This is a genomic window from Psychromonas sp. SA13A, from assembly GCF_011378715.1.
Lineage (GTDB): Bacteria > Pseudomonadota > Gammaproteobacteria > Enterobacterales > Psychromonadaceae > Psychromonas.
In genome coordinates, this window is sequence record NZ_WTKU01000018.1 from 63,815 (window position 1) to 89,497 (window position 25,683).

At 37.2% G+C, this 25,683-nt stretch carries 21 protein-coding genes and 1 tRNA gene; 10 read left to right on the plus strand and 12 right to left on the minus strand.

The window, feature by feature from the left end; genetic code table 11:
• The first annotated feature begins 34 nt into the window (after nt 1–34).
• Nucleotides 35–1,336 carry a dicarboxylate/amino acid:cation symporter gene (locus GQR44_RS14640; RefSeq protein WP_346774363.1) on the plus strand — a complete coding sequence of 434 codons (1,302 nt, stop codon included), beginning with the start codon at nt 35–37 and terminating at the stop codon, nt 1,334–1,336.
• 115 nt (nt 1,337–1,451) lie between these two features.
• Here GQR44_RS14640 and cueR read toward each other — a convergent pair whose 3' ends face one another.
• Both cueR and GQR44_RS14650 read right to left on the minus strand, forming a co-directional pair.
• Nucleotides 1,452–1,838: a Cu(I)-responsive transcriptional regulator gene (cueR, locus tag GQR44_RS14645; RefSeq protein WP_166372489.1), complete on the minus strand. Its 387-nt coding sequence runs from the start codon at nt 1,836–1,838 to the stop codon at nt 1,452–1,454.
• Nucleotides 1,839–1,966: 128 nt separating this feature from the next.
• Nucleotides 1,967–4,357 carry a heavy metal translocating P-type ATPase gene (locus GQR44_RS14650; protein ID WP_166372490.1) on the minus strand — a complete coding sequence of 797 codons (2,391 nt, stop codon included), beginning with the start codon at nt 4,355–4,357 and terminating at the stop codon, nt 1,967–1,969.
• 260 nt (nt 4,358–4,617) lie between these two features.
• Here GQR44_RS14650 and dinB point away from each other — a divergent pair, with 260 nt between their 5' ends.
• Nucleotides 4,618–5,727 (plus strand): DNA polymerase IV, encoded by a 1,110-nt coding sequence (gene dinB / locus GQR44_RS14655; RefSeq protein ID WP_166372491.1) that lies wholly within the window; start codon nt 4,618–4,620, stop codon nt 5,725–5,727.
• 125 nt (nt 5,728–5,852) lie between these two features.
• Here the strand turns inward: dinB and GQR44_RS14660 are convergent, their stop codons facing one another.
• Together GQR44_RS14660 and GQR44_RS14665 are read right to left on the minus strand one after the other, a co-directional pair.
• Nucleotides 5,853–6,449: a MarC family protein gene (locus GQR44_RS14660; protein ID WP_166372492.1), complete on the minus strand. Its 597-nt coding sequence runs from the start codon at nt 6,447–6,449 to the stop codon at nt 5,853–5,855.
• 20 nt (nt 6,450–6,469) lie between these two features.
• On the minus strand, nt 6,470–7,855 hold the full coding sequence (locus GQR44_RS14665; RefSeq protein WP_166372493.1) for a YjiH family protein: 1,386 nt from the start codon (nt 7,853–7,855) through the stop codon (nt 6,470–6,472).
• A gap of 432 nt (nt 7,856–8,287) precedes the next feature.
• Between GQR44_RS14665 and GQR44_RS14670 the strand changes: the two genes are divergently transcribed.
• Together GQR44_RS14670 and GQR44_RS14675 are read left to right on the plus strand one after the other, a co-directional pair.
• Nucleotides 8,288–9,307, plus strand: coding sequence for a GGDEF domain-containing protein (locus tag GQR44_RS14670; RefSeq protein ID WP_166372494.1), 1,020 nt, complete (start codon nt 8,288–8,290; stop codon nt 9,305–9,307).
• 344 nt (nt 9,308–9,651) lie between these two features.
• Complete coding sequence (locus GQR44_RS14675) at nt 9,652–10,212, plus strand: glutathione S-transferase N-terminal domain-containing protein (protein ID WP_166372495.1); 561 nt, start codon at nt 9,652–9,654, stop codon at nt 10,210–10,212.
• A 194-nt stretch (nt 10,213–10,406) separates the two neighbouring features.
• Here GQR44_RS14675 and pyk read toward each other — a convergent pair whose 3' ends face one another.
• Together pyk and GQR44_RS14685 are read right to left on the minus strand one after the other, a co-directional pair.
• Nucleotides 10,407–11,840, minus strand: coding sequence for a pyruvate kinase (pyk, locus tag GQR44_RS14680; protein WP_166372496.1), 1,434 nt, complete (start codon nt 11,838–11,840; stop codon nt 10,407–10,409).
• Between the two features lie 210 nt (nt 11,841–12,050).
• Nucleotides 12,051–12,902 carry a MurR/RpiR family transcriptional regulator gene (locus GQR44_RS14685; RefSeq protein ID WP_166372497.1) on the minus strand — a complete coding sequence of 284 codons (852 nt, stop codon included), beginning with the start codon at nt 12,900–12,902 and terminating at the stop codon, nt 12,051–12,053.
• A gap of 245 nt (nt 12,903–13,147) precedes the next feature.
• On the opposite strand from GQR44_RS14685, the gene GQR44_RS14690 reads away from it, so the two are divergent.
• From GQR44_RS14690 to GQR44_RS14700, 3 genes are all read left to right on the plus strand, one after another.
• Nucleotides 13,148–14,098, plus strand: coding sequence for a glucokinase (locus GQR44_RS14690; protein WP_166372498.1), 951 nt, complete (start codon nt 13,148–13,150; stop codon nt 14,096–14,098).
• Between the two features lie 117 nt (nt 14,099–14,215).
• Nucleotides 14,216–14,303 (plus strand) — tRNA-Ser (locus GQR44_RS14695).
• 93 nt (nt 14,304–14,396) lie between these two features.
• Nucleotides 14,397–16,088: a site-specific integrase gene (locus GQR44_RS14700; protein ID WP_166372499.1), complete on the plus strand. Its 1,692-nt coding sequence runs from the start codon at nt 14,397–14,399 to the stop codon at nt 16,086–16,088.
• A gap of 154 nt (nt 16,089–16,242) precedes the next feature.
• Here GQR44_RS14700 and GQR44_RS14705 read toward each other — a convergent pair whose 3' ends face one another.
• The 5 genes from GQR44_RS14705 to GQR44_RS20070 all read right to left on the minus strand — a co-directional run bounded on the left by GQR44_RS14705 (nt 16,243) and on the right by GQR44_RS20070 (nt 21,408).
• Nucleotides 16,243–17,091 carry a ParB N-terminal domain-containing protein gene (locus GQR44_RS14705; RefSeq protein ID WP_166372500.1) on the minus strand — a complete coding sequence of 283 codons (849 nt, stop codon included), beginning with the start codon at nt 17,089–17,091 and terminating at the stop codon, nt 16,243–16,245.
• Nucleotides 17,092–17,548: 457 nt separating this feature from the next.
• Entirely contained in the window at nt 17,549–18,013 is a 465-nt protein-coding gene (locus GQR44_RS14710; protein ID WP_166372501.1) for a ribonuclease H, read from the minus strand.
• 280 nt (nt 18,014–18,293) lie between these two features.
• A complete protein-coding gene (locus tag GQR44_RS14715) occupies nt 18,294–18,845 on the minus strand; it encodes a recombinase family protein (protein WP_166372502.1) in 552 nt (183 codons plus the stop codon).
• A gap of 166 nt (nt 18,846–19,011) precedes the next feature.
• Complete coding sequence (locus tag GQR44_RS14720) at nt 19,012–19,743, minus strand: PaeR7I family type II restriction endonuclease (RefSeq protein ID WP_166372503.1); 732 nt, start codon at nt 19,741–19,743, stop codon at nt 19,012–19,014.
• 3 nt (nt 19,744–19,746) lie between these two features.
• On the minus strand, nt 19,747–21,408 hold the full coding sequence (locus GQR44_RS20070) for a TaqI-like C-terminal specificity domain-containing protein (RefSeq protein ID WP_166372504.1): 1,662 nt from the start codon (nt 21,406–21,408) through the stop codon (nt 19,747–19,749).
• 774 nt (nt 21,409–22,182) lie between these two features.
• Here GQR44_RS20070 and GQR44_RS14730 point away from each other — a divergent pair.
• On the plus strand, nt 22,183–22,608 hold the full coding sequence (locus tag GQR44_RS14730; protein WP_166372505.1) for a hypothetical protein: 426 nt from the start codon (nt 22,183–22,185) through the stop codon (nt 22,606–22,608).
• Nucleotides 22,609–22,739: 131 nt separating this feature from the next.
• Nucleotides 22,740–23,657, plus strand: coding sequence for a serine protease (locus GQR44_RS14735; RefSeq protein ID WP_166372506.1), 918 nt, complete (start codon nt 22,740–22,742; stop codon nt 23,655–23,657).
• A gap of 32 nt (nt 23,658–23,689) precedes the next feature.
• Here the strand turns inward: GQR44_RS14735 and GQR44_RS14740 are convergent, their stop codons facing one another.
• Nucleotides 23,690–24,412, minus strand: a complete 723-nt coding sequence (locus GQR44_RS14740; protein ID WP_240923665.1) for a transposase — start codon at nt 24,410–24,412, stop codon at nt 23,690–23,692.
• Between the two features lie 150 nt (nt 24,413–24,562).
• Here GQR44_RS14740 and GQR44_RS14745 point away from each other — a divergent pair, with 150 nt between their 5' ends.
• Complete coding sequence (locus GQR44_RS14745) at nt 24,563–25,597, plus strand: transposase (RefSeq protein WP_166372507.1); 1,035 nt, start codon at nt 24,563–24,565, stop codon at nt 25,595–25,597.
• The last annotated feature ends 86 nt before the right edge of the window (nt 25,598–25,683 follow it).

The window sequence follows — 25,683 nt, forward strand, 5'->3', positions numbered from 1 at the left end:
AACACCTTCAGTAAATCCCGCAGTAACACCAACAATAAGCAAAAATAAAATGTCATTAACTAAGCGTGTATTGATAGGAATGGGTTTAGGTATTTTGGTCGGCTTTTTGATCCGCAGTCTATTAGCTGATGTTGTATTTGTTCAAGATTATATTGTAAACGGTATCTTTTATGTTGGCGGCAAAGTTTTTATCGCTACGCTTAAAATGCTCGTAGTGCCATTGATTTTTGTGTCATTAGTGTGTGGAACAAGTAGTTTAAAAGACCTTTCTACATTAGGTCGTTTAGGTGGAAAAACCTTAGCATTTTATATAGTCACGACGGCTATCGCGATAACACTTGCTATATTGATGGCTAATATTTTTGAACCTGGCGTAGGTGTCGATCTAGCGCAGGCAACCAGCTATTCCACTAAAGACGCGCCATCGTTGGGAGACGTTATTATTAACATGTTTCCAACCAATCCTATTAGCTCTATGGCTGAAGGTAATACATTGCAAATTATTGTATTTTCAATTTTGTTCGGTATTGCTATTAGTGTTTCAGGCCCAGAGGGCGAGCGCATTGCAAGCTTATTTTATGACTTCAACAAAGTGATTATGAAGTTAGTTGTTATGTTGATGAACATCGCGCCTTACGGGGTGTTTTTCTTAATGGCAAAACTATTTAGCGAAATTGGATTAGAAGCCATATTCAATTTAATCAATTACTTCTTAGTATTAAGTGCTACCTTGTTACTGCATGCTTTTGTGACCTATAGTATTTTCTTTAAAACATTCACTGGTTTAAATCCAATCACGTTTTTCAAAAAGATGGAAACTTCGATCACTTTTGCTTTTTCAACAGCTTCATCAAATGCAACTATCCCTGTAACCCTAGAAACAGCAACCAAGCGTCTAGGGGTTAATAATAAAGTTGCCTCGTTTACCATTCCACTGGGTGCCACCATTAATATGGACGGGACTGCCATCATGCATGGTGTTGCCACAGTCTTTATTGCACAGGCTTTTAATATTCACTTAAGTCTTTCAGATTATGGGGCTGTTATTCTGACCGCGACTTTAGCCTCAGTAGGCACCGCAGGCGTACCTGGTGTCGGTTTAATAATGCTCGCCATGGTATTGAATCAAGTGGGGTTGCCAGTTGAAGGTATCGCCATGATCCTTGGGGTCGATAGATTGTTGGATATGATCCGCACTGCCGTTAACATTACTGGTGACAGTGTGGTCACCTGTATTGTTGCGAAGTCAGAAGGAGAGATGGACATTGATGTATTTAACGACCCGAATGCAGGTGCTATCGATGAGTCAGTACAATTAGGCGAAACCAAGCAATAACAGAGCTGGTGGCTTGTTACATTGGTTTAAAAACCCAGTTTGAACTGGGTTTTTTATGCTATTAACTTTTAGTACAAGCCTAGATTGCAATAGGATCAATACAAGCTGAAAAGGTTTAGCTAAATGCGTCGATAATACTGCATTGCGAATGTTGATCGCCGTGACACTGTTGTGTGATCTTGGTTAATTGATTAACAATCGCTTGCTGCTGTTGAATACGCATCTCGATTTCCTTAATTTTCTCTAAGGCAATCTTTTTTACATCTGCGCTACTTCTGTTTTCATCCTCACCGAGTACTAATAATGCTTTACATTCTTTTAGGTTAAAACCTGCCAACTTAGTTTTATGGATAAAATGTAGTTGTTTTAATATTTTTGGAGTGTAAAAACGATAATCATTTTCTCCCCTAGGCGGTGTGCTAATCAAACCAATAGATTCATAATGACGAATCGATTTGACTGACAACCCCGTTTCTTTTGCTGCTTGGCTGATTGAATACATAGCGGCTCCTACCTGTCGCAGAGTGTTAAAGTCATACGTTATAAAATTATGATTTATATGTTCATAATTTATAAGATCATTGTTTAGTGTCACTATTACACATTAACGTGTAATAGTGATTTCTATACTTATTTATCAATGTCGATTTTAATGCGTTTTAACAATAAAGAATTACTTAACACCGTTAAACTTGATGCCGTCATCGCAATGGCCGCTAGGGTAGGGTTTAAATAACCAAAAGCAGCCGCTGGAATAGCTAAACTATTAAAGATAAATGCCCAGAATAAGTTTTGACGAATGGTTGACCAAGTACTGCGTGATATTTTAATCGCCACTGCAATCAAACGAGGATCGTCGCGCATTAATGTCATTGAAGCAGTTTGTTTTGCAACATCACTGCCCCCTCCCATTGCTATACTGACGTCTGCTTTTGCTAATGCAGGCGCATCATTAACACCATCACCTACCATGGCAACCAGTGATTGTTGTTGTAATGTCGACAGCTGTTGCAGTTTTTGTTCAGGCGTTTGCTCAGCAAAGTAACTTTTTATACCCAGCTTCTTGCTCATCGACTGCACTACATTTTCCTTATCTCCACTGATAAGTGTGGTTGCTAAACCTAATTCATGTAAGTCTGAAATAGCTTGTTGGCTTTCAGCACGCACTTGATCTTCAATAGTAAAATAGCCGATCAGATATTGTTGATAACAAACATAAATAATATTATCTGTTGAGTCTGGCTTAACACCATGAATAGCAAGTTGCTGTATTAAATCGATATCAAATCGCGCTAATATCTTAGCATTACCTGCAATCACGACTTGGTTATTAAAATGACCTTGAATGCCTTCACCATGGATACTACTAATGTCACTCACGTCCATTGCCTGTACATTAAGTGTTTGACAATGTGCACTGACCGCTTTGGCTATGGGGTGCTTGCTTGCCTGTTGTAAACCCAATAATAACGGCAAAAAGTCTTTATCAAAGGCAGTAATATTATTTAAACTAACTTGCCCTTTAGTTAAAGTACCTGTTTTATCAAAGGCAATGTGAGTTAGTTTATGTGCAAGCTGTAACGTATTAATATCTTTTATTAAAATACCTTTTTGTGCAGCTAAGCCGGTACCCACTACCATAGCCGTTGGTGTCGCTAAACCTAACGCACAGGGGCAGGCGATCACTAATACCGCAACACTGTGGATTAATGCCTGTTCAAAATCACCATTATATAACCACCATGCACTAAACGTGACCAGCGCAATGGCTAATACAATCGGTACAAAAATAGCACTTATTCTATCAACCAACTGTAATATAGGCGCTTTACTCATTTGCGCTGACTCAACTAATTGGATAATCTGATACAATTTAGTTTGTTCTTTAACAGCGGTGCTTTTCATTAATAAAACACCATCGCCATTAATGGTACCGGCAAAGGCTGTATCTTTTACTTGCTTGAGTATTGGTTTACTTTCACCGGTTAATAACGACTCATCAATATAACTGCTTCCTTCTAAAATAATTCCATCAACAGGTACTTTATCACCGGCAGCGATTTGTATTAGATCGTTCACTTGTACTTGATCAATCAGCACGCGTTTAAATTCTTTGCCTTTTTTGACTAAAGCATCAACAGCTTGTAATTTACTAAGCGCACTCACGGCTTTTGAGCTAGCTTGTTTAGCCTGAAACTCCAAAAACTTCCCTAAACGGATCAATACAATCACTAAACTACTGCTTTCAAAATAAAGATGCCCAGCATGTCCTGTTAATATCATATACAGGCTAAAAAAGTAGGCGGCAGAGGTGCCTAACACCACTAGCACATCCATATTTGCTGAACGTCCTTTAATGCTTCTCCATGCTCCTTTATAGAAACGAGCGCCGACAATAAATTGCAAAGGGGTCGCCAAGGCAAACTCTAACCAAGGTGATAATAGCGGGGCATCATTAAATAGCATACTCACCATGGCCAACCAAAATGGCAAGCTTAGTAATAGCGCAATAGCTAAACCGAGTTTTTCATGTAACTGTTTTTTATCTTCTTTTTGTTGTTTCGCTAATTGTTGTTGCTGTGAGTTTAGTGCTTTTTTTTGTGTTAATGGGTAGGGACTTAAATCGACAAGTTCACTAATGAATGTGTCGTTGACAAAGCTGGCTAGGGTTTCAATATACACAGTCTGCGTTGCAAAGTTAGCTTTAACATCAACAACTAATGGATGTTTTTTTAAGGCTGTAACCGTTGATTCAACACAGCTTGAGCAAGACCACTCAGCTTCAAAAATAACTTGTTGATGATCCGTTTGATAGCCTTTTTGCTCTAAAATAGTCATAATTTGTGGCGCAAGCGGGGCATTTAATAGCGACTTATTGACGTCTAAACTTGCTTTTTCTAGTGTGATATTTACATTCGCCTCTATGCCATCAAGAGTATTAAAGGCAGCACTTAGCTTACTCGCACAACTTGCACAATTCATACCATAGACAGGGAATGTTATTTGTTGCGTTGTTGTCATATCAGTTATCTCCTGCTTATTGTTTATCCAGTAATAGGTTGTTCATAAAAGACTAAAAAGCCTTACTGTATAGTTTCGATGCATAAAGCATAACCCTTACCCTTAGGGTAATGTCAAACCTAATTAAGACATTTTATTAACGCTTGTAATTTTTGCATATTTCAATATCATCAACTGGATATAAAAACAGTTGATTTAACTATGCAATTTAACTATATCTAATCGTTTATCACATCATTCTATTTAAGGTTTGTCATGATATGAGTAAAGATACTCGCTATCCGAATACAGAGGCGAATGTTAAAACACCTTTGCAGCGTAAAATAGTACATATCGATATGGACTCATTTTTTGCATCGGTAGAAATGCGTGATCAACCAAATTATAAAGATATACCGCTTGCTGTTGGAGGAAGTACTTCACAGCGAGGGGTGATCAGTACTTGTAACTATAATGCACGACAATATGGCGTACATTCCGCAATGCCAACCTCTCAGGCTTTGAAGTTATGTCCGCAATTAACTGTGGTACCTGGTCGAATGCACGTTTATAAAGCTGTTTCGAAACAGATAAGAGCTATTTTTGAGCGCTATACCCACCTTATAGAACCGTTATCGTTAGATGAGGCATTCCTTGATGTTACAGAATGCCGACAATTACATGGTTCGGCCACGTTAATAGCTGAAGCCATTAGAAATGATATACGCAATGAATTGAATTTGACTGCTTCAGCGGGCGTTGCTCCCATCAAGTTTCTGGCCAAAGTCGCTTCTGATCTGAATAAACCAGATGGCCAATGTGTTATTCCACCGGATCAAGTTCAAGGTGTCATCGATACACTGCCTCTTGAGAAAATACCGGGTGTGGGTAAAGTCAGTTTAAAAAAACTTCATCAGGAAAACTTTTACCTTTGTGAAGATATTAAAAATACTGATTATCGTGAATTACTTAGAAAATTTGGTCGCATGGGATTATCGTTATGGAATTACAGCCATGGCATTGATGAACGGGAAGTGATCACTGAACGAGAGCGAAAATCGGTTGGAGTAGAACGAACATTTTCAAGCAATATTTCAACTTTTGATGAATGTTGGCAGTTCATTGAACAGCACCTTTATCATGAATTGGATAAACGATTAGAACGTGCTTCCCCTTCTAAAAAAATTACCAAACAGAGCATTAAAATTAAGTTTGCTGATTTTCAATTAACTACCATAGAACATGGGCAAAAGCAGCTAAATTTATCGCATTTTCGCGAGTTACTACAGGAAATTCTACAACGACAACAGGGTCGAGAGATAAGGCTACTCGGTCTCAGTGTCATGTTAAAACCTGAAGTACAAGAAAAGCAGCTTAATTTAGATTTATAAAGTATTGAAGTGTGCTAATTAACCATTGCTGTTTTTAGCATACAAAAAATTAACAAAGCATCGAAAGATAAGAAGGTACTAAAAATTAGCAAGGTGTAAAAATAGTTATACCTTGCCAATTATTATCACATCGAGATGTTACGAATACCTTCATAAATAAATTGAATCGCTAACGCAGCGAGGATCACGCCTAAAAAACGTCGTAAGATTTCATCACCGGTTTTACCTATGACTTTTTTTAAGTACTTTGATGTGACCATAGCGAACAAGGTTATTACTAAAACACTGATGATGGCAGCGCTAACCGAGACCACTGAATTACCTTCTGTATTTTGAGAAAATAATAAAATAGCTAAAGTTAAGGTACCAGGCCCTGCTAATAAGGGAATCGACATTGGAAACACTGAAATATCCGCGTCTTTTTCAGTCTTAGCAAATTTTAACTCCTGTGTGATCATCATAAAGGCGGTATAGAAAAGTAATAAACCGCCGGAAATGCGTAAGGAGTTAATATTAATGCCAAGGTGATAAAACAATGCCTCACCGTAATTACCAAATAAAATGAGCGTTACACCACTTATTAAAACTGACTTTATGGCCATTAAGTTACGGTATTTTTGATCACTACCAGAAGTTAGTGAATTAAAAATAAGCGCCGAACCAATGGGGTCAATAATAACCAATAAACCGGTCATAGCGTGCAAGTATAGTGTAATGTCCATTTTATTATCTCAGTACCGCTTTAAAATATAAGGTGTGCTATTCCAGCAATCACAGGCAAAGTCACCAGAGTACGAAGAATAAAAATGATAAATAATTCAACAATATTAATCGGTATTTTACTGCCTATTAATAACGCACCGACTTCACTCATATAGATTAATTGAGTCACAGACATTGCAGCAATGATGAAACGGGTCATATCAGATTCGATAGAAGCCGCTAGAATCGATGGAATAAACATATCTGCAAAACCGACCACAATAGTGGTTGATGCTTGTTCAGCTTCTGGAATTTGTAATAGTTCAAGTAGTGGAATAAATGGCATGCCTAAATAATTAAAAATAGGCGTATATTCAGCAATAACCAAGGCTACCGTACCAATCGCCATGATCACTGGGATCACACCAAAGACCATATCAATAACATTTTTTAAGCCATCTACTATTGTATGTTTAATTCCTTTGGAATGTTCAGCACGCTCTAATGCTTGATGTAATCCCCAAGATAAAACATGGTGACCTTCAGGCGTTTTTTCATCATTTTCGTGACGTGAAGAACCATCAATATAAGTGTCTTTTTTAAAGCATAAAGGCGGTAATTTAGGCACTACGATAGCAGCAACTAAACCGGCTGCACATACAGAGAGGTAAAAAGGTAAAAATAAGTACTCTAATTTAACTTGTGCAATCACCACCAATGAAAAGGTAATGGATACAGCAGAGAACGTTGTACCAATAACAGCCGCTTCACGTTGCGTATAAAAACGTGATTCATATTGTTTACTGGTTAATAGAATACCAACACTGCCGTCACCTAACCAAGATGCCATACAGTCAATGGCACTACGGCCAGGTAAGTTAAATACAGGACGCATAATCTTGGTTAATAAGGTACCAAATAATTCTAACAAACCAAAATTAAGCAATAAAGGTAGTAACAAACCAGCAAAAATAAATACACAAAGTAAAATAGGTAATAGGTCGTTCAACACTAAGGCCCCTGTATTACCTGAGTTGATCATTTCTGGGCCAACTTGCCAATAGGTTAGAGTGATAAAAATCGCGCCTAATACGCGTACCAACAACCAAGCAGGGCTGACGTTTAATAATCCATTTAAAAATTCATTATTTACTAAAAAAGCAGGTTTAATAAATTTACATAATAAACTTAAAACCGCAGTAGTTAGCACCACTAAGGTTACGATCAATGTGGCAGAATCTCCTAGAAACGCTTGTAGGGCTTTGGAGATAATCGCGATCGGGATAGTTAACGCATTATCGTAATTAATAGGCGTCATAAATAATAATAAGCCAATTAAAGAGGGAATAATAAACGTCAAAATCGTCGCGAATGTAAATGATTTTTTTTCTGTCACACTGTCTACCTTTGTTAAGTTTATTAGCATTAAAAGCTAAGTTTAATAGCGCAATCACGCGCAAGGCGGCAAGGGTACTTGCTTTATATTCTGTTGTAAATCGACATGTACTAACATTTACTGAACCAGATCAGAAAAAGTTAAATTAAGGCAAAAAAGGGGGGCCAAAACTCGCTGTTAGTAAAGTAAGTTAGCTAATTTAAATCAGTGAATAGAAAGTAAGGGGATAGCTAACTGCTTATTAGCTTCTGTAATTTGAACGGCAACGGACACAGTTAATGGTGCATTATCGCTTAATACCTATAAAACTATTTTTCAGCCGATAATTAAGGCGAGTTATGATTAAAAATGTGATCCATTACGTTTACTTATTGATACTGAATAAATCAATTTTCATAAATCAATCTATACTCTTAACCACTATAATCACTATTTACAATGACTTGATAAGAAAGAAGCCTTATGAGCAGAGAATTAATTGTTGAATCAGCAAAAAATTTAAAAAAAGCATTACCACTGATGATGAAATATTCAGTCCCGACCACACCCAGTAATTATGCACTTTGGTATAATTATGCAGCAGAAAAAAATGTTGCATTAAAAGAGTCAATGGATAAATTATTGAAAGATAATGATAACTGCCCACCTATTCAAGCTGAATCCTTGTATCGAGAACATATTCGTTCGGAAGAAGAGAATGCAACCTCAGAGCTCCGTACCTCCATTGAAAAAATGATGCTTCAGCTTGATAAGTCAATTATTGATACCCATTCTGATACCAATCAATTTCAACAATCTTTTGAAAAGACTGTCGCTAATATTAGTAAAGTGGAAGAAGAAGGCTGGTCTATCGATGAGGTGATCGGGTTATTAAAGAATCTAGAAAGAGATGCCAAACAGATGCGTAATGCAACGCGTTTTTTTGGTAATAGCTTAAGCGTTGCAAAAAGTGAAATTGATTCATTAAAAGAACAGTTAGTGCAAACTCGCCATGCGGCTATGTATGACTCTTTAACTGGATTATTTAATCGCAATGCATTTGATACTGAGTTATCTGCGTATTTAAAAGCCGATACCAAAGGTTTATGCCTTATTCTTTGTGATATCGACCATTTTAAAAAATTCAATGATACCTGGGGACATTTATTAGGCGACCAAGTCTTAAAAGCAGTCGGTAGAAAAATCAATGATGTTATGCGCAATGGGAGCACGGCTTATCGATTTGGTGGTGAAGAGTTTGTGATGTTATTACCTAAAACAAATGTACGAATCGCACGGCAATTTGCCGAAACCACACGAAAACAATTTGAAAAATTGACCTTAAAAGACAAACGTTCAGGACAAATGATCAATAACATCACCGCATCGTTTGGTGTCGTTGAAAGTAAATCGGGTGAAAGCATCAGCGAATTAATCGCACGGGCCGATGACTATTTATATAAAGCAAAACGTTTAGGTCGTAATCGGGTTTTACCAATATAACGAACATGGCAAAGCCAAAGCTCAACCCCTGCCCACAGTTATATTTTTCGATACAACGATAGCTTTCAGTTACAACGATAGTTTTAATTACAGCTTTGTTTAAAGCTGTAATTGAAGTTTTGGTTACAACTTTATTTATAGGACTAGCTGTCAAAGATGCCAACGCATTGAAAATAGTTAACTTAATAAACAGTGTTTATTGACTATTCATTAATCTGCCCATACAGTAAGTTTTTCAAGGTGCTAATAACGTTCTCAATGTTGTAGCACCTCACTGATGCAAAGTCATGGAAAGCTGAGACGCTGCATTTATTTTTTAGTTTACTGATATTTTAGGGATCCTCATGGAATTATACGGTAGTTATACTTCGCCTTTTGTACGCCAATGTCGTATTGCATTTTTACAAACAGCATTAGATTTTGATTTCATTGAAATAGACATGGTCAAAAGCGCAGAGTTATCGCCAACCCAAAAAGTACCTTTATTGGTTGATTGTGAATTACAATTAACAGACTCTAGCTCGATTTTAACGCATATCTATGAAGTAGCAGGGGAAGACTTTTTATCAGATGTAGAAGAAGTTGAGCTCTACCATATGACCAATACCTTGATGGATGCATACGTAAACTTATTTATGTTAGCTAAGTTTGATGGCATCACGCCTGAAAAAAGCCTGTATTTAACACGTCAACAGCAGCGTACACAATCAGGGTTAGTGGCGATGAATAACAAAAAGTTTAGCCAAGCTTTACCATTAACCAATGCAGAAATGAGAGTAGCCGTATTTCTTGACTGGGCAACGTACCGAGATCTTTTATCATTAAAGGATCTGCCGAATTTACAACATCTATTAACCCTAGCGAATACAGACCCAATCTTTGTAGAAACAGCACCTGTAGGGTAAAGACTGAGTGTTTAACGAATCAATTACTTAGCTAACTATTAATTGACTCATCAATCGATAAAAACAAAAAAGCCGCTTTTTGCTAACTAATAAGGTTAACAATAAAGCGGCTTTTTTTATGGTCATTGTTTTTATGAGCATTTTTTTATAGTTGTTAATAAGCTTAACTGAACTACTACAAACTTAATTAAACGTTATTCTACTTTAATAATCTTACAAGTATTGGTGAAACCTTGTTTAACATTATCACCGTGTGTTAATAAGATTAGATCGCCAATTTTAATTAAACCCGATGACTTAAGCGTTTCTAGCGCATTAGCAATGAACTCAATACTGTTTGTCGTTGTAGAGTCAAACTTAACCGGTGTTACACCACGGTATAGAGCACAGTAATTTAATGTTTGTTGATTGCTTGATAATGCATAAATTGGCAGACCAGAACTCAAACGTGACATTAATAATGGGGTAGAGCCAGAGGCTGTTAAAGCAACAATCGCTGTCACGCCATTAGTATGGTTAGCCGCATACATAGTCGTCATGGCTAAAGCTTCACCTGGATCATCAAAGGTATAATTGATACGGTGATTAGAAACGTTAATGCTTGGATGTTTTTCAGCACCAATACACACTTCGCTCATTGCTTTAACCGTTTCAACAGGGTAATCACCCGCAGCGGTTTCACCCGATAACATAACCGCATCAGTACCATCTAATACCGCATTAGCGACATCCATTACTTCAGCACGTGTTGGCATCGGTGCGCTGATCATTGATTCCATCATTTGCGTTGCAGTGATCACTACACGATTTAAACGACGAGCAGTACGGATCATATCTTTTTGAACACCCACTAATCGAGCATCACCAATTTCAACACCTAAATCGCCACGGGCAACCATCACCACATCAGACGCTAAAATAATGTCTTCTAAAGCTTCTTTAGTTTCAACTGCTTCAGCACGTTCTACTTTAGCGACTATTTTTGCAAAACAGCCTGCTTCCTGTGCTAATTTTCGTGCGTAATGTAAATCAGCACCATTGCGAGGAAATGAAACGGCAAGGTAATCACAACCAATTTCAGCAGCAGTAAAAATATCTCTTTTATCTTTCTCTGTTAACGCAGCGGCAGATAAACCACCACCTTGTTTATTAATTCCTTTATTGTTAGATAAAGGTCCGCCAATAGTAACAACCGTATGTACTTTATTACCTTCAACAGATTCAACTTTTAGTTGAACGCGGCCATCATCTAATAACAATACATCGCCGGTATCAACTTCCTGCGGTAATGTTTTGTAATCAAGGCCAACTTGTTGCTGGTTACCTTGGCCTTTTTCAATATCGCTATCGAGTGTAAATTTATCACCAATAGTCAATTGTATTTTGTTGTTCTCAAAAGTAGATACGCGAATTTTAGGACCCTGTAGATCCCCCATGATAGCTACTTCTTTACCTAATCTACTCGCGATCTCTCTTACTTGCTGGGCACGTTTTACGTGATCAGCGGCTTCACCGTGAGAGAAATTCATACGTACCATATTAGCGCCAGCAGCAATAATCTGTTCTAAATTATTACCACGATCCGTTGCGGGGCCTAAAGTGGTTACGATTTTGGTACGTCTTGGCATGTTAACTCCTGTTAAAAATAAAAAGATAAGTATAAAGGGGGTTAATGAACTTTCGATTACAACTTATGTTATCACGATTATTAGCTATGGTTTTTCACTATAGTTCTTCGCTATGATCATTAGCTGTGAGTATTGGGAACAATTGTTAGGGAAGCTAACTTGCAAACGGCTCACATTAAAGCGAGTGAACGTTTGCAAGATAAAAAATGTCTAATCTTCTGTTTTTTCAAAACGAGAATCTTTAATACCCGCTTTAACGCGTTTTAAATTATCTCTAAATTTAGCGCCACGGCGTAACGTAAATCCAGTGGTCAATACATCAATCAATACCAGTTGTGCAATACGTGACGACATAGGCATATAAATATCAGTATCCTCAGGCACGCCTAGCGATAACACTAAATTGCTTTGTTCAGCTAAAGGCGAGTTAGCCGCTGTTAATGCGATTACAAAGGCATCGTTTTCACGTGCAAGTTGAGCAACTTCGACCAAAGGTTTAGTGCGCCCAGTATGAGAGATCAAAACAATTACATCACCTTCAGTGCAGTTAATGCAGCTCATGCGTTGCATCACCACATCATCAAAACACGATACCGGAATGTTAAAACGGAAAAACTTATTAAGTGCATCGTGCGCAACCGATGAAGAAGCACCTAAACCAAAGAAAGATATTTTATTTGCTTGTGTAAGCACATCCACGGCACGATTGATCAAATTTACATCTAAGCCGTTCTTCGCTGCATTCAAACAAGCCATCGTCGACTCGAAAATTTTCGAAGTATAAGCTTCAGGGCCATCATCTTCATTCACATTACGGTTCACATATGGGGTACCATTCGCTAAACTTTGTGCTAAATGTAGTTTAAAATCAGGAAAACCCTTAGTGTCTAAGCGACGACAAAAGCGGTTAACCGTCGGCTCACTGACTTCTGCTATTTTTGCTAAATTAGCAATGCTAGAGTGAATAGCTGTTTGTGGAGACGCCAAAATAGCTTCCGCTACTTTGCGTTCAGATTTACTAAATGTATCGAGATTTTTTTTAATTAACTCTAAAGTATTCATTATATTGTTCACTCAGTAGTAACGATGCGATTAGTGTCTAGTAAGAATTTTTGTAACTAGAAATGAAATAAAACTACAAAAAAATCGTTTAAATTCTAAATGGATTATAAAGTAGCCTGCTTTTCTTGTCATTTTATTACATAAAAACAATGTTTTAGATCAAATAAAAAAGGCTAAAATAAAAAAAACTGAGAGGCTGATCTGCCTCTTGATCAAAGAAACTTAAAAAGTGTAGGAGCAGAACCATGTTATCAGTTGTTGCAGATGTCGGTGGCACCAATATACGTTTAGCAGTGTTAGACATCGCCAGTGGTGAAATGTCTAAAGTAAGAGAGTATCCATGTGCACAATTCATCACTTTAGAATCTGCATTAGCGCAATATTTTGCTACTTTATCAGATCCCGTTAGTCACCTTTGTGTTGGCATTGCTTGCCCAGTTGAAGATGATTTAGTCAGCATGACCAACTTGAGCTGGCAGTTCTCAAAAAGTGAGTTACAGCACAAGCTAGATTTAAAAACGCTCTATGTTATCAATGATTACACCGCTATTTCACTGGCTGTCCCTTTTGTTGACGATAAGCAAAAAATTCAAATTGGTGGTGGTGAAGTGGTCGACAATGCAGTGAAAGCTATATTTGGACCTGGCACTGGATTGGGCGTATCCCATCTTATTAAACACGATCAAAAATGGGTGAGTTTAGATGGAGAGGGCGGACATTCTAGTTTTGCACCTAATACATCACAACAAGCCGATGTTTTATTATTATTACAATCGCAGTTTGGTCATGTATCCAATGAGCGCTTATTATCTGGCCAAGGTTTAGTGAATATTTATCATGCACTTTGCCGTCTTGCTGGTAAACAACCTGAGTTTTTTGAACCCGCTGAAATTACCAAATCAGCATTAGCGGCAGAATGCGAAATAGCTGAACAAACATTAACCTTGTTTTGCCAAGCAATGGGTGGTTTTGCCGGCAACTTAGCTTTGAACTTAGATTGTAAGGGCGGCGTTTATATTGCTGGTGGTATCGTGCCTCGCTTTATCGACTTCTTCCAAAATAGTGAGTTCCGTGCATTTTTTGAAGCTAAAGGGCGTTTTGCAGGCTTTTTGAAAACAGTACCTACTTACTTAATTACCCATGAAAATCCTGGTTTATTAGGCGCAGCCGTCTATTTACAACAAGAATTGTCATAAATATCTGAATAATGAGCGTTAATAGTTGATTTACAGCACCGAGTTAACTATCATGCGCTCCGCTTATCTAATACATACGCACTTCCAGTATGATTAATGAGCAGTTTTAAAATTTACGGAGAATTGGCCGAGTGGCTGAAGGCGCACGCCTGGAAAGTGTGTAAGGGGCAACCCTTCGAGAGTTCGAATCTCTTGTTCTCCGCCACATTTATAAACCCCCTTGCTTACTGGAGGGGGCGTATTTCAAGGGCTTAAGAGAGTTAGTGTAACTACCTAGTGGTACAAAGGGTAGGTACAAATGAGTATTATGACATCCCCATACAAACATCCTAAAACTGGTGTTTATTATTTCAGAATGGCTGTTCCAAAAGCGTTAATACCTTTTATTGGAAAAACAGTCTTTAAGTCCTCCTTACGAACTAAAAACCTCATTGAAGCAAAGCAGTCTTTTGGAAAGTATCTTGAAGAAGCTAACAAACAGCTTGCTTTAGCTAAGTTGCAGTTATCAAAAGAATCCGATATTGAGCTTAGCGAGAGAGACTGCGCTATCATTGCAGAGCGTTGGTTTGATTACATTAGAGATCAAATAGAAACGTCAAGCGGTTACAGTAGCATCCTTAAATATGAGCGTGATAAAGGTGGTCATATCCATGAGTTTGGATTATCTGATACACTTTCGCTATCTGGTCATGAGATTGATTTTGCTTCTCCTGCTCAGCTTCAAGAACTTTCAAATGATTTAAAAGAATCTATACAAGCTCAATTAGTCCGTGAAGGTCTAGTAGTCTCCTTTAATAGTGATTCATTCAGACGCTTAGCTGTTTCTTTCTATCATTATGTACATCGTTTAGAAGCCTTATGTAGAGCTCGTCATAAGCGTGACTTTGGTTATAACCCAATTATCAATCCTATATCTGAAAAGCCCTTATCTATCTCTCTGAAAGAGGTAAAAGAGCTTAAAAAGAGCATAAACGTAGATAACCCAATATCTGATTTGTTTCAGCGTTATAAAGATTCTGAGATCATAACGGATAAAAGTAGAAAAACCTTGGATGAAACCGAATTGCAGGTTAAAAGACTGATTGAGCTTATTGGTGATATTGATGTGAGTGAGTTGAACAGAGCTCATATAGTTGAATATAGAGATACTTTGTTACAACTACCGAAGTCAAAAAAACAATCGATTAGAGGTCTACCCTTATTAAAACAGGTTGAGTTAGTGAAAAAAGAAGGGCTTGAAACAATTAAACCTATGACTGTTAAGAATAGCTTGAAGAAACTATCCCCAGTATTTAGTTTTGCTGTTGAATTAGCTTTAATAAATACCAACCCTATTACAGGTGTAAAAACCCCTAAAGCAAAGAAAAAAATAGAGTGTGACAAAGATAAAGGCTATACAGCTGCTGAAGTAGAATTGATATTTAGTGTTGATGTATTTAAAGATGCGTATGCTCATAAACCTTATGGAATGGCTTGTTACTGGATTCCATTAATGTGTAGATATACTGGTGCAAGAATTGAAGAAATGGCACAGCTTGATAAATCAGATATTGTTAAACATCAAAATGGGATTCATTATTTCAATATTCGTAGGGGTGAGGGACAAAGTGTTAAAACGGACTCTTCTTTAAGGCATCTCCCAATTCCTGAACACCTTATTGAATTAGGTTTTCTTGAATATGTGGAAGCTTCTCAAGGTCGTTTATTTCCAGACCTTAAAGAAAATAAATATGAGTCAAAATCACCCTGTTTATCCAAATGGTGGAGCGATGTGGTAGAGGAACTAGGGGTCTCTATTGACCAACCCTTTCATGCCTTTAGGCATACCTTTAAAACTATAATGCGTAGTTTAGAGGTTTCTGACACTATTAGTGATGCTATTACTGGACATAAGACAAAGGGTGTAGGGGCGTCTTATGGTACGGTTGAGTTAACTATTAAAAAGAAAGTTATTGACCGAGTACCTCGTCTTGATTTAACTAGATTATAAGTTGTTATTCTGATGATAGTCCGCTTGTGTCCATTCATTAGTCTACTTACTTATTAGTTAATACCTAGCGCGATATCCCACCAGCTTATTAACCTTTAGATTTCTTTCTGAGTTACTGCTGGTGGTTTGTAGCGTTAATGTTTGTTTATTATAGCTATGTTGTAAAATCCTCTTCCTTGATTTTTTCTATAAGATCTTCATTGCTCATGGTAAGGTCTACTTCATCAAGAGGTTTACCCCAGAAGTATTTTATGAACCTGCCTAGTTTCTCTGACTCAATTGCTTTATTTGCTTTTTTCAATATCTCATAAGCTGTCTCTTGGTCTTCTTCTGCTAATGCTCCTTCCGTCTCCTCGGGATCTTCAGGTATTGTCCAGTCAGTGCATTTCTTTAATTCGTCACGGCTTGGTTTAAGCATTGGTAGCTTTGTAATAGGATGCTTGGGTACGTTGCTTCCATTCTTAAAGAATCCTGCTTCAATAATTTGTCTTCTGACCTTACGCCAAGTACCTATGGTCGATTCAGCTAGACCTAATATTTTTACAGTAACTTTCTTACTTGGCTCTTTGTCCCGCTGCATTAGTTTAAGGAATTGCTGCCATTTTAGCTCATCCCGTTGGTTATTCGTTAACTGTAATGCGTTGTGCTCTGTATTGATTGTAAGGGCTCTTTTAAGCGGTACGCCTTCAGTGTATACCTTTACTGTAATTTGCTTATAACGACCTCCTTTGGTTCTCTCCTTGATCTTTGAGTAAGCCTCGTATCTATGGAACCCATCCACAATGATATATTTATCTTTGTTATTAGGATCTTCTATTACTTCAATGGGAGCAAGCCTAGCCCTTTTGTTCTCACTAAGGCTCTTAATAATGCCTTTAATGTGCTCCTTTGATGCACGTTCTAGATTTGATTTTTCACCATATGGAGAAGTCCTCGGGTCTCTCACTTGGTATCTTCTATCTTCTGCATTGATTGCTGATAGGGTTATCTTTCTGCTTTCCATTTTATTTTTATTGTTTTGTTCTTTAGTTGTAGTCTAAATGTATATTAGACTACTTTTAGGGTTCCCTCCTTGTATCCCCAAGCGATACAGCCACTACTGATAATAACTATAAATTAAATGTTAAGTTTCCATAGTCTCCCTGCATGAATCCGTGGTGGTGCCCAGATCCTGAATTAAAAATATTAAGGTTGTTGCTTGCTGTAGTTCATACACAGGGGGGAGGGGCGGGGCATTGGTACGCCTATGACGATTGCCTAGTTTAACGATATTTAACCAAAACGTGTTTTACAAAAGTTCATTTTTTAGATGCCTTATAAAGCCTACACTGTTGTGTACACCCTAATATATTCTCAAGTGTACACATGTGTACGGTTGGTTGTGGTTTTCCTGTAGAGCCCGTTGTGTGAAGGCTTATAGGGTCACAATGATATTCTAAAAGTCCAAAGGTTCATTAATGTTAGTGTTTCTTTATAGCTCTGGCATCTCTAGCCAAAGATTCACTTTTTACAAGCTCCTCTTGTGTTTTATCACCTCTTAACCAATTTACATCCATAGACTGGTTCAACTCATCCAACTGAATCCATAGATCTTTATTTAGTACAGGTTTCTTATTACTATTTTTCCATTCGTTAAGTTTCCAGCTCTTAATATGCTGTGTAATACCATCAACAACATATTTACTAACCGTAGTCACGATTATTTGCTTATCTGAATTATTTTTCTTTATTATTTCAAGAGCATTAATAGCAGCGGTTAAAGCCATTTGATTGCTAGTTGTATGTGCCACTGAACCTTGTTTCTCTAGTCGTTTTCCAGTACGTATCAACACTATTCCCCATCCGCCTGATTTAGCTTGCGGAGTACATGATCCACTTACATATGCTCGTACGATGTTATTAGTGTCTTTTAGAGTTGATGTCATGCTATTCCTTATCTATTTAATATTGTTAATTTAGTGCCTAAAGGCTCGTGTTTTAACTTCATAGGTGATTGGTGGTAGGAAATTTTATCAATGGATTATTTTTCTGTAAAGTATTGATAATAATGATTTATATTAAAATTTTATCAAAAGTTAGCAATGCAAAATAGTCAATAAAGTGCAACTAATTATATAAGTCGTTAGTTTCGTAGGAGGTTATTTTGGGTCGAAACATAAGGGCATATAGACCTCATGCAGATAGGTGAAGTTTTTAGACAATTGCTTACTTATCTAAAGCTCTTTGAACAGTTGATAGTGATACACCAACTGATACTGCTATTTTTCTTAAAGATATTCCTTGCGCTCTTAATTTATGAATACGCTGGTGGTTTGCTTTATTAGTAGGCCTACCTTTATATTTACCTGCTGCTTTAGCTCTCTCTATACCCTCTTGACGTCTTTCTTGGATAATTGCTAACTCAAACTGAGCCACTGCACCTAGCATATTTAGCATTAACTCTGACATGTGGTCATTACCACTAGCCGTGAAGGTTAAGTTTTCCTTATGAAACCTCACGCTAATACCTTGGTTATTCCATTCATTAATCAGTTGCTTTAGATCAGCCAAGTTACGTGCTAGACGATCAATGCTATGAGCGTGAATAGTATCTCCCTCTCTAACGTAGTCTTTAAGTTCCGTTAGTGCAGGACGTTTAGTTGAACCTCCACTGCATTTATCAATGAAGGTCTTATCAAAAGGTATTCCTGTATCAGTAAGCTGACGGTTAGTATTTTGGTCTACTGTAGAGACTCGAAGATAAGCAATATGTGCCACGTAGTGTACCCGTTTGGTTCTTAGAGGTGATAAAGGTTAATGTACCTAATAAATAAAATCAACTCTAACGGGTACTGTTTGATCAGTATCTGACCGTAGTCATTTGGGTATACCTAATGGGTACTGTAAGTTAAAATCAACTCTGTAATTGCTAAGTTTCTGTATATTAATCAAATTCAGCAACCATATTACAATGGTCGTTCAATCTTTGTAAAAATGCTTCAATACTAGTTATGCCACTTAAGCTTTGGTAATCACCTGTGGATGAGTGTTCTATAGATGCAGCTATTAATGCAGCTGAACTATATACTCTCTTAAGCATTAATTTCCTGCATAGTATTTCGTACCTTGCAAGATATGAAATTCCTGTTGCTTTAGGGTACTTTCCATTTACTGGTAGATATGCAGTACTACGTTTATCCTCATCAGCTAGAAACCCATTCATTACAGGGAAGAAATTCATATTAATTGATGCAGATCGTCTAGTAGCTTCAGAGTCTTCAACTAAAATAATATATCCCATAAATGGCGGTGTCCCAGCTGGGAAAGCATCCTCTTCAATTGCAGTGCTCAAATCGAACCCACTGCCTAGAACTTCTTCAGTTCGGTTGTTAAAATTATTACCAATTGAACCGACTTGAGATTTAAGCTCTACTGCAGCTACAAGTTTCCCTTGGTAAACTACAACAATATCCCAAGATTTATGAGGTCTAAAATATCCAGGAAGCTGTGATGTATTTTTACCAGTATGTACTTCATAATCCTCTAAATTTGAATCATCAATAACATGCTGCACTAAGTTGACAAAGCCATCGAGGGTTTTCCCTCCTAATACACCTGTCCCACCATTTCTTGTATTCCAGAAATGCCTAACTGCATTTTTTATCACTTCGGTCATATTTTATCCTAATAGTTGAGTTTCTTGCTCATTAAAGTTATACAGTTGTGCTGTCAATTGCTTAGCTCTTTGTAAGTCATTTGTTATAGCTGCAAGTCTAAGCTTTTCTGCCATACTGGCACTGACATCTTGCCATAAAGGTAAACGAATACGCCTTAAGTGCTGTGCTTGAAATCTTAGATTACCACCAGAAACTTTTGTAGAATATGCAGCAACAAACATTTGACCAACTCCTGACATAAGAACTGCTTGCAATGCTCTAATATCCCAATCATTTGTAACAATATAATAAATTGAATTATTTGGGTGGAATTCTCCTGCATCATATACAGCCATTAATTTCGATTTTATATCAGGGATTAATAGTTTTTCTTTGGCTGCTCTGGTTGGATGAACCTTATCTATAGTTTTGAACCAATGTAAAGGTGTCTTTTTTGCTACATGCCTTGATCTTAGAATATCCTCATGGTTTCTTAAATAAATTTGTAAGAGCGGGAAGTCTTCAAGGTTAATTACTCCATTATCATTGTAAGTATTGATAATGAAATTACCTGAAGGTTTTAACTCACCAGTCCGAATATCAGCAGCTGTAATGACAGGTAACTTTCTGCATTGCTCTAATTCAACATTGTCATTAACTATGTAAATTTTATTATTTCCTGTGGCAGCACCAATAAATACTTGGCATCCTGCGTCTACAAGAGATGGAAAAGTATCCTCCAGTCTTTTAATTAGAGCTAATTCATCTCCGTTACCAAATAACCATGGTTTTTGATTATCAATAATATCTTTTCTGATCTGCATATTCTCAGAGGGTTGCTCTTTATTCTCAAATATTCTTAATACAGATTCAGCTAAATTTTTATTAAATATTGGTTGATGTACTATAAGTGTAAGTTTTTGTTTTTGTTTGGAAATCTGAGTTATAGCTGGGTATGCCAGAACATTAGATTGGAACGCATCTTTACCGTATAAATCTACATACATGTCCAATTGATAACCATTCGATATAAAGGCTCTTAATGAAGAGCCATATAGGTTTTTTGTCCATCTGTCAGTGCATATAAATGTAAGCTTACCTTTGTCAGATAATGACTCTAAACATTTCTGATAAAATGCGATGTAGATGTCAGCTCTGTCTTTCATTGTTGAGAATCGAGAACGGTAAGCTGCAAGGATTGTGGTTGGAATATTTTCAATTCGAATATAAGGAGGATTACCCATAATATGAGAAAAAGATGATTCAAGTTCAGTCAATAAGAAGTCCCCATGATGGAACCATGAAGATACAATCGCCTGTGCCTGTTTTTTTGAATAGATTTTACACAATATTTGTTGAGTTTTATGTTTGGCTATTTCGATACTTGAAGGAGAGATATCATAAGCAGTTATAAGGTTAAGTGTATCAAGATAGGATAATTCCCCTTGTCCTTGCTGTGTTAAATCTACCAGCTTTGTAGTTACTGATATGACAAACTCGCCTTGTCCGCATGATGGTTCAAGAATTCGTGTTGCGGTATTGAATAGATTATTAAATATACCACTAGTTTTAAGCATGAACTCCACGATAGTTGGTTTAGTGAATATTTCACCTTTTTCTTGCTCTGAAGAACCCCATGATAATGAGGCAGATTGATCATCAACCTTTAGAGAGGGTAGCTGCACGTGTATTCCTATAAGTTTATTTCTATGTGAGATTCTATCAGAAAGTAAAAATACATGTCTCCAAAATCACAGTTTAATCTTGATTACGTATAGTGTGTAATTTAAGTTGTAGCTAAGGTGTGGGAGTATGCAGAAATACGATATTATGAATTCTGGATCGTTTGAATGTCCAAGTGTAAATACACTTTTCAAGAAAACATAAAGGTAATAATAGTTAGGTTTTTTGAGACAATGAAAGTATATTAAAAATATGTACAAGTGAGTGGTACAAAAGCATAACCTGCTATATAGTTAAGCGTTTGATTTTAAACTAATTTATTTATCGTAGTTACATTCGAGAGTTCGAATCTCTTGTTCTCCGCCACATTAAGTACCGCCAAGGTACGGAAAAACCCGCAACGCTTATTAAAAAGCTTGCGGGTTTTTTTATGTCTATAAAACTTCAAATGCATATTGCTGGTAATAGCATTTAAAAATATAGACTTCATTTTAATTTCTTTAACTATAAGTAGTGCGTCTATACACAGTTAATGTGCTATTGCGTATTTCCGTCGACAATGCGGAATATTTCTGTCTATCCACATGACGAAGCTTTTAGTTTTTGTCATTAACATTATGATTAGCTTGTTTATTTTGGTATTGTCATGTCAAATTTAAATAAAATAGTGTGTTCTGTATATCCATCAGTTATACGGAATATTTCTGTTTAATAATATTGTTAGCCCTCTATTTGAGTATTACAGTAAAATAACATCATTTACTTTATGGTAACTTATGAAAAAATTAATTTTGATTGCTTTGGTATTATTGTCTGGTTGTAAAACAATTCAAGAGATCGAACAAGGTAGGAAAGTAGAAATTTCTAACATGGATAATTTGGATGTTTGTTTCAATTTAGGTATGCAAGAAGATTTTGAATATTGGAAAATGATAAAAGATGAGCAATTTAGAAGGAAAGATATACCTAACGGATGGGATGTGTCAGAAGAACTATGCTCTGAGGCCAAAAATTTTGGCCGAGGGGCTTTAGTCCGTCACAATTTTAAAAAACAAGAAGCAAGAGAAGATATGAGTAATGCAATTCAAGAAGCTGGTAACGCAGTGAGTAAGGGGTATGACAATGCAGCTAAAGCATATGGTTCGGTTAAGCGTAGCAATTGTCAAACCGTTGGTAACATTACAAATTGCACTATATTTTAATATCAAAGGGCTAACAAGGCATTTAAACAGAACAAAAACAGTGGGTTACGTTTCGCTTCGCTACACATTTTAACCCACTATTTTTGTCCGCTTAATGCGGCGCTAGCTTACAAATATAACTCGGAGTAGCTGTGCAAATATTCACTCAAATAGTAGTCGTAATTGGTCGTATTGGGACTAATGGTATTAACATGTTAGGAACTGGATTTATGGTTCGTAATAGCGGAATTGTCGCAACTCCTAGGCATGTTGTTGGTGATAGTGACAATGGTTTAGTTGCATTAATGCCTCATGTAACAAATTTCTCACAATATCAAGATACAAGTGATACTAGTTGCCAAAGTATTCCTGCCACTATTGTTGAGAGTGACCCGATAAAAGATATTGCCTTGCTTCAACTTCAAGGAATTACATTTAGTGGGAAATTACCGCAGTTGGGAAGTTTTGATTCTGTATCAGTGTCTGAAAATGTTCATATTTATGGTTATCCTCATTGTGTTGAAGGTCGCAGAGTATTGACTTATCAAAGTGCTGAAATAGGTTCGAAAGTCTTATTGCAATCTCATGGTATTAAAAGTAAATATGCGGTAATAAATATTCAGTCTCGTCCAGGCCAGTCAGGTTCACTAATCTATTCTCCCGCGATCCAACGTATTGTCGGTATGTTAAATGGCGCGTATGTTCCAGAGGGGGGCGGGATATCACTAGGTGGAATAAACCCCCACGAATTAAACCAAACAACACAGTGTATATCTGCACAAGGGCCTAATTCCACCGTAGGTTTTGGCGGAGGGGGAAACCCTGAACCTTTCTATGACCGTTTTTGTGAAGAGTTTCGTAAATTTGTTTGTGGCCATGAATCGTATGAACAAGTACGCCAACAACTAGGGATGGAGTCAAATATTGTAAAAGGGCTTTGCATTACTACGATTTCTTCTGCGATAGGTGCTACCTTAGGTTTTGCTGCAACGTTACTGGCTCCCGCAGTTGCTGCTTTACTCTATTTGGTAGGCCAAATGGGAGTAAATGCTTGGTGTGAGGTAAGCTAACAACACGCCCTGAGGTGGACCGCTAGTAAAAATTAGCTTTTTATTGCAAATTTTAATAGCGGTGAATTCCTTCGTTTAAGCGCCTCTAAATATCTTGATTCATCGTACGGAGTATTGGTTTTCCAACACTTAAAAACTATCCTGATCCACTTGAACGCTAACGATCTTATTATGCTGTTATGTGGTTTTCCTTTGCTTTTTTGTTGCTCATAATAAGCCTTTGTCCAAAACGAATATCGGACAGAAAATCCAGCCCATTCAACAAATGTTTGTCTTAAAAATGTCGGGCAACTATAACGCCAATGTGTCCACATCTTCTTCCCACTACGCTCAATGACAGGGGCAATACCCGCATATTGTTGTAGTTCACAAGCATTTTGATAACGCTCTCTATCACTACCAAATGCGACTAATAATCGTGGTGCAAGTTGTGGGCCTGCACCAGGTAAGCTATCAAATATCACTTTATCATGTTGTGTTTTATAAGTTGCTTTTATTGCTTTATCGAGTTTTTCAATACCTTTTAACAACACTTTAAATTGAGCAATGAGTACCTCTACTAGCATTTGGTTAGGTTCAATAATACCTTTGTCCTCAGTTAACGGCATTGCATTCTGAATGCTGATAATTCGTGCGTTATTCACCACTGAGTAATGTGAGTTATGGTTATCGAAGAAGTCTAATAACGTTTGTTTTCTTGCCTTTTTTACCTTAGCAAGTGAGGGCCATTTTTGAATGAAGTCACAAAATATCATCGTGTCTTTTTCTCCAAACCATTCAAGTGCTTGAGGGAACAAACTAGCAAACTAGTGAGCAAACTAGTGGACAGCCATAAACTTTGACTAATAGTCATTATCAATCTATTTTTTAATCATGTAGTTTTACATGCTCGGAGGTAGTTTGTTATGACGCAATCTCGACAATCCCAAGTATCGCTTGCCGATACGCCTTATTACCATTGCATTTCCCGTTGTGTTCGTCGCGCTTATTTATGTGGTGAAGATAAATATGCTGACAAGTCCTTTGAACATCGACGTCAATGGGTCATTGAGCGCATGCATTACCTTGCTTCAGTATTTAATATCGATATTTGTGCCTATGCCATCATGTCTAACCATTATCATTTAGTGTTGCATGTGGATGAACTGCTTAATGAAGGGCTAAGTAATGAACAGGTCTGTGAACGTTGGTGTGAGCTCTATTCTAAGCCTGTATTAGTAGAGCGGTGGTTGAGTGAACAAACCATCTCAGTAGCGGAAAATAAAGCGGCATTAACTATCATTCATGGTTGGCGAGAACGTTTAGTCGATATATCTTGGTTTATGCGTTGTTTAAATGAGTTTATCGCTCGTAAAGCGAATAAGGAAGATGAGTGCTCTGGTCGGTTTTGGGAAGGTAGATTTAAGTCTCAGGCTTTGCTAGATGAAGATGCATTGTTAACTTGTATGGCTTATGTCGACCTTAATCCAGTTCGTGCCAAAATGAATAATAGTGTTGAAACGTCAGAGTATACTTCTGCTTATGAGCGCATACATGGTGTTGCTTTTAAAGAGGAAAACAACAAAGAGTCTTCTTTGGTCGGGTTAAGTTTTAAGAAAAAGCCATTATTGGGTTTTATAGGTGATGAGCATGAAGCTCAATCTCTTGTAAGTAGTCAGAAGGGTATACCATTCTCACTGCTTGATTATATCGAGTTGGTCGATTGGATCGGTCGTATTTTACGAGATGATAAACGCGGTGCAATTGTTAGCCATCATCCTAAATTGCTCAACACACTTGGACTTGACAGTGAAAGTTGGTTATCGCTAGCTAGTAGTTTTGGAAAAGACTACCAAGGCGCGGTAGGCTCGCTAGATGAATTAGCCGCATTTGCAGCGCATACCGGTAAGCGTTGGATTGCCAGTAAAGGCGTTAAACTAGTGGACAGCCATAAACTTTGATTAATAGTCATTATCAATCTATCTTTTGATCATGTAGTTTTACATGCTCGGAGGTAGTTTGTTATGACGCAATCTCGACAATCCCA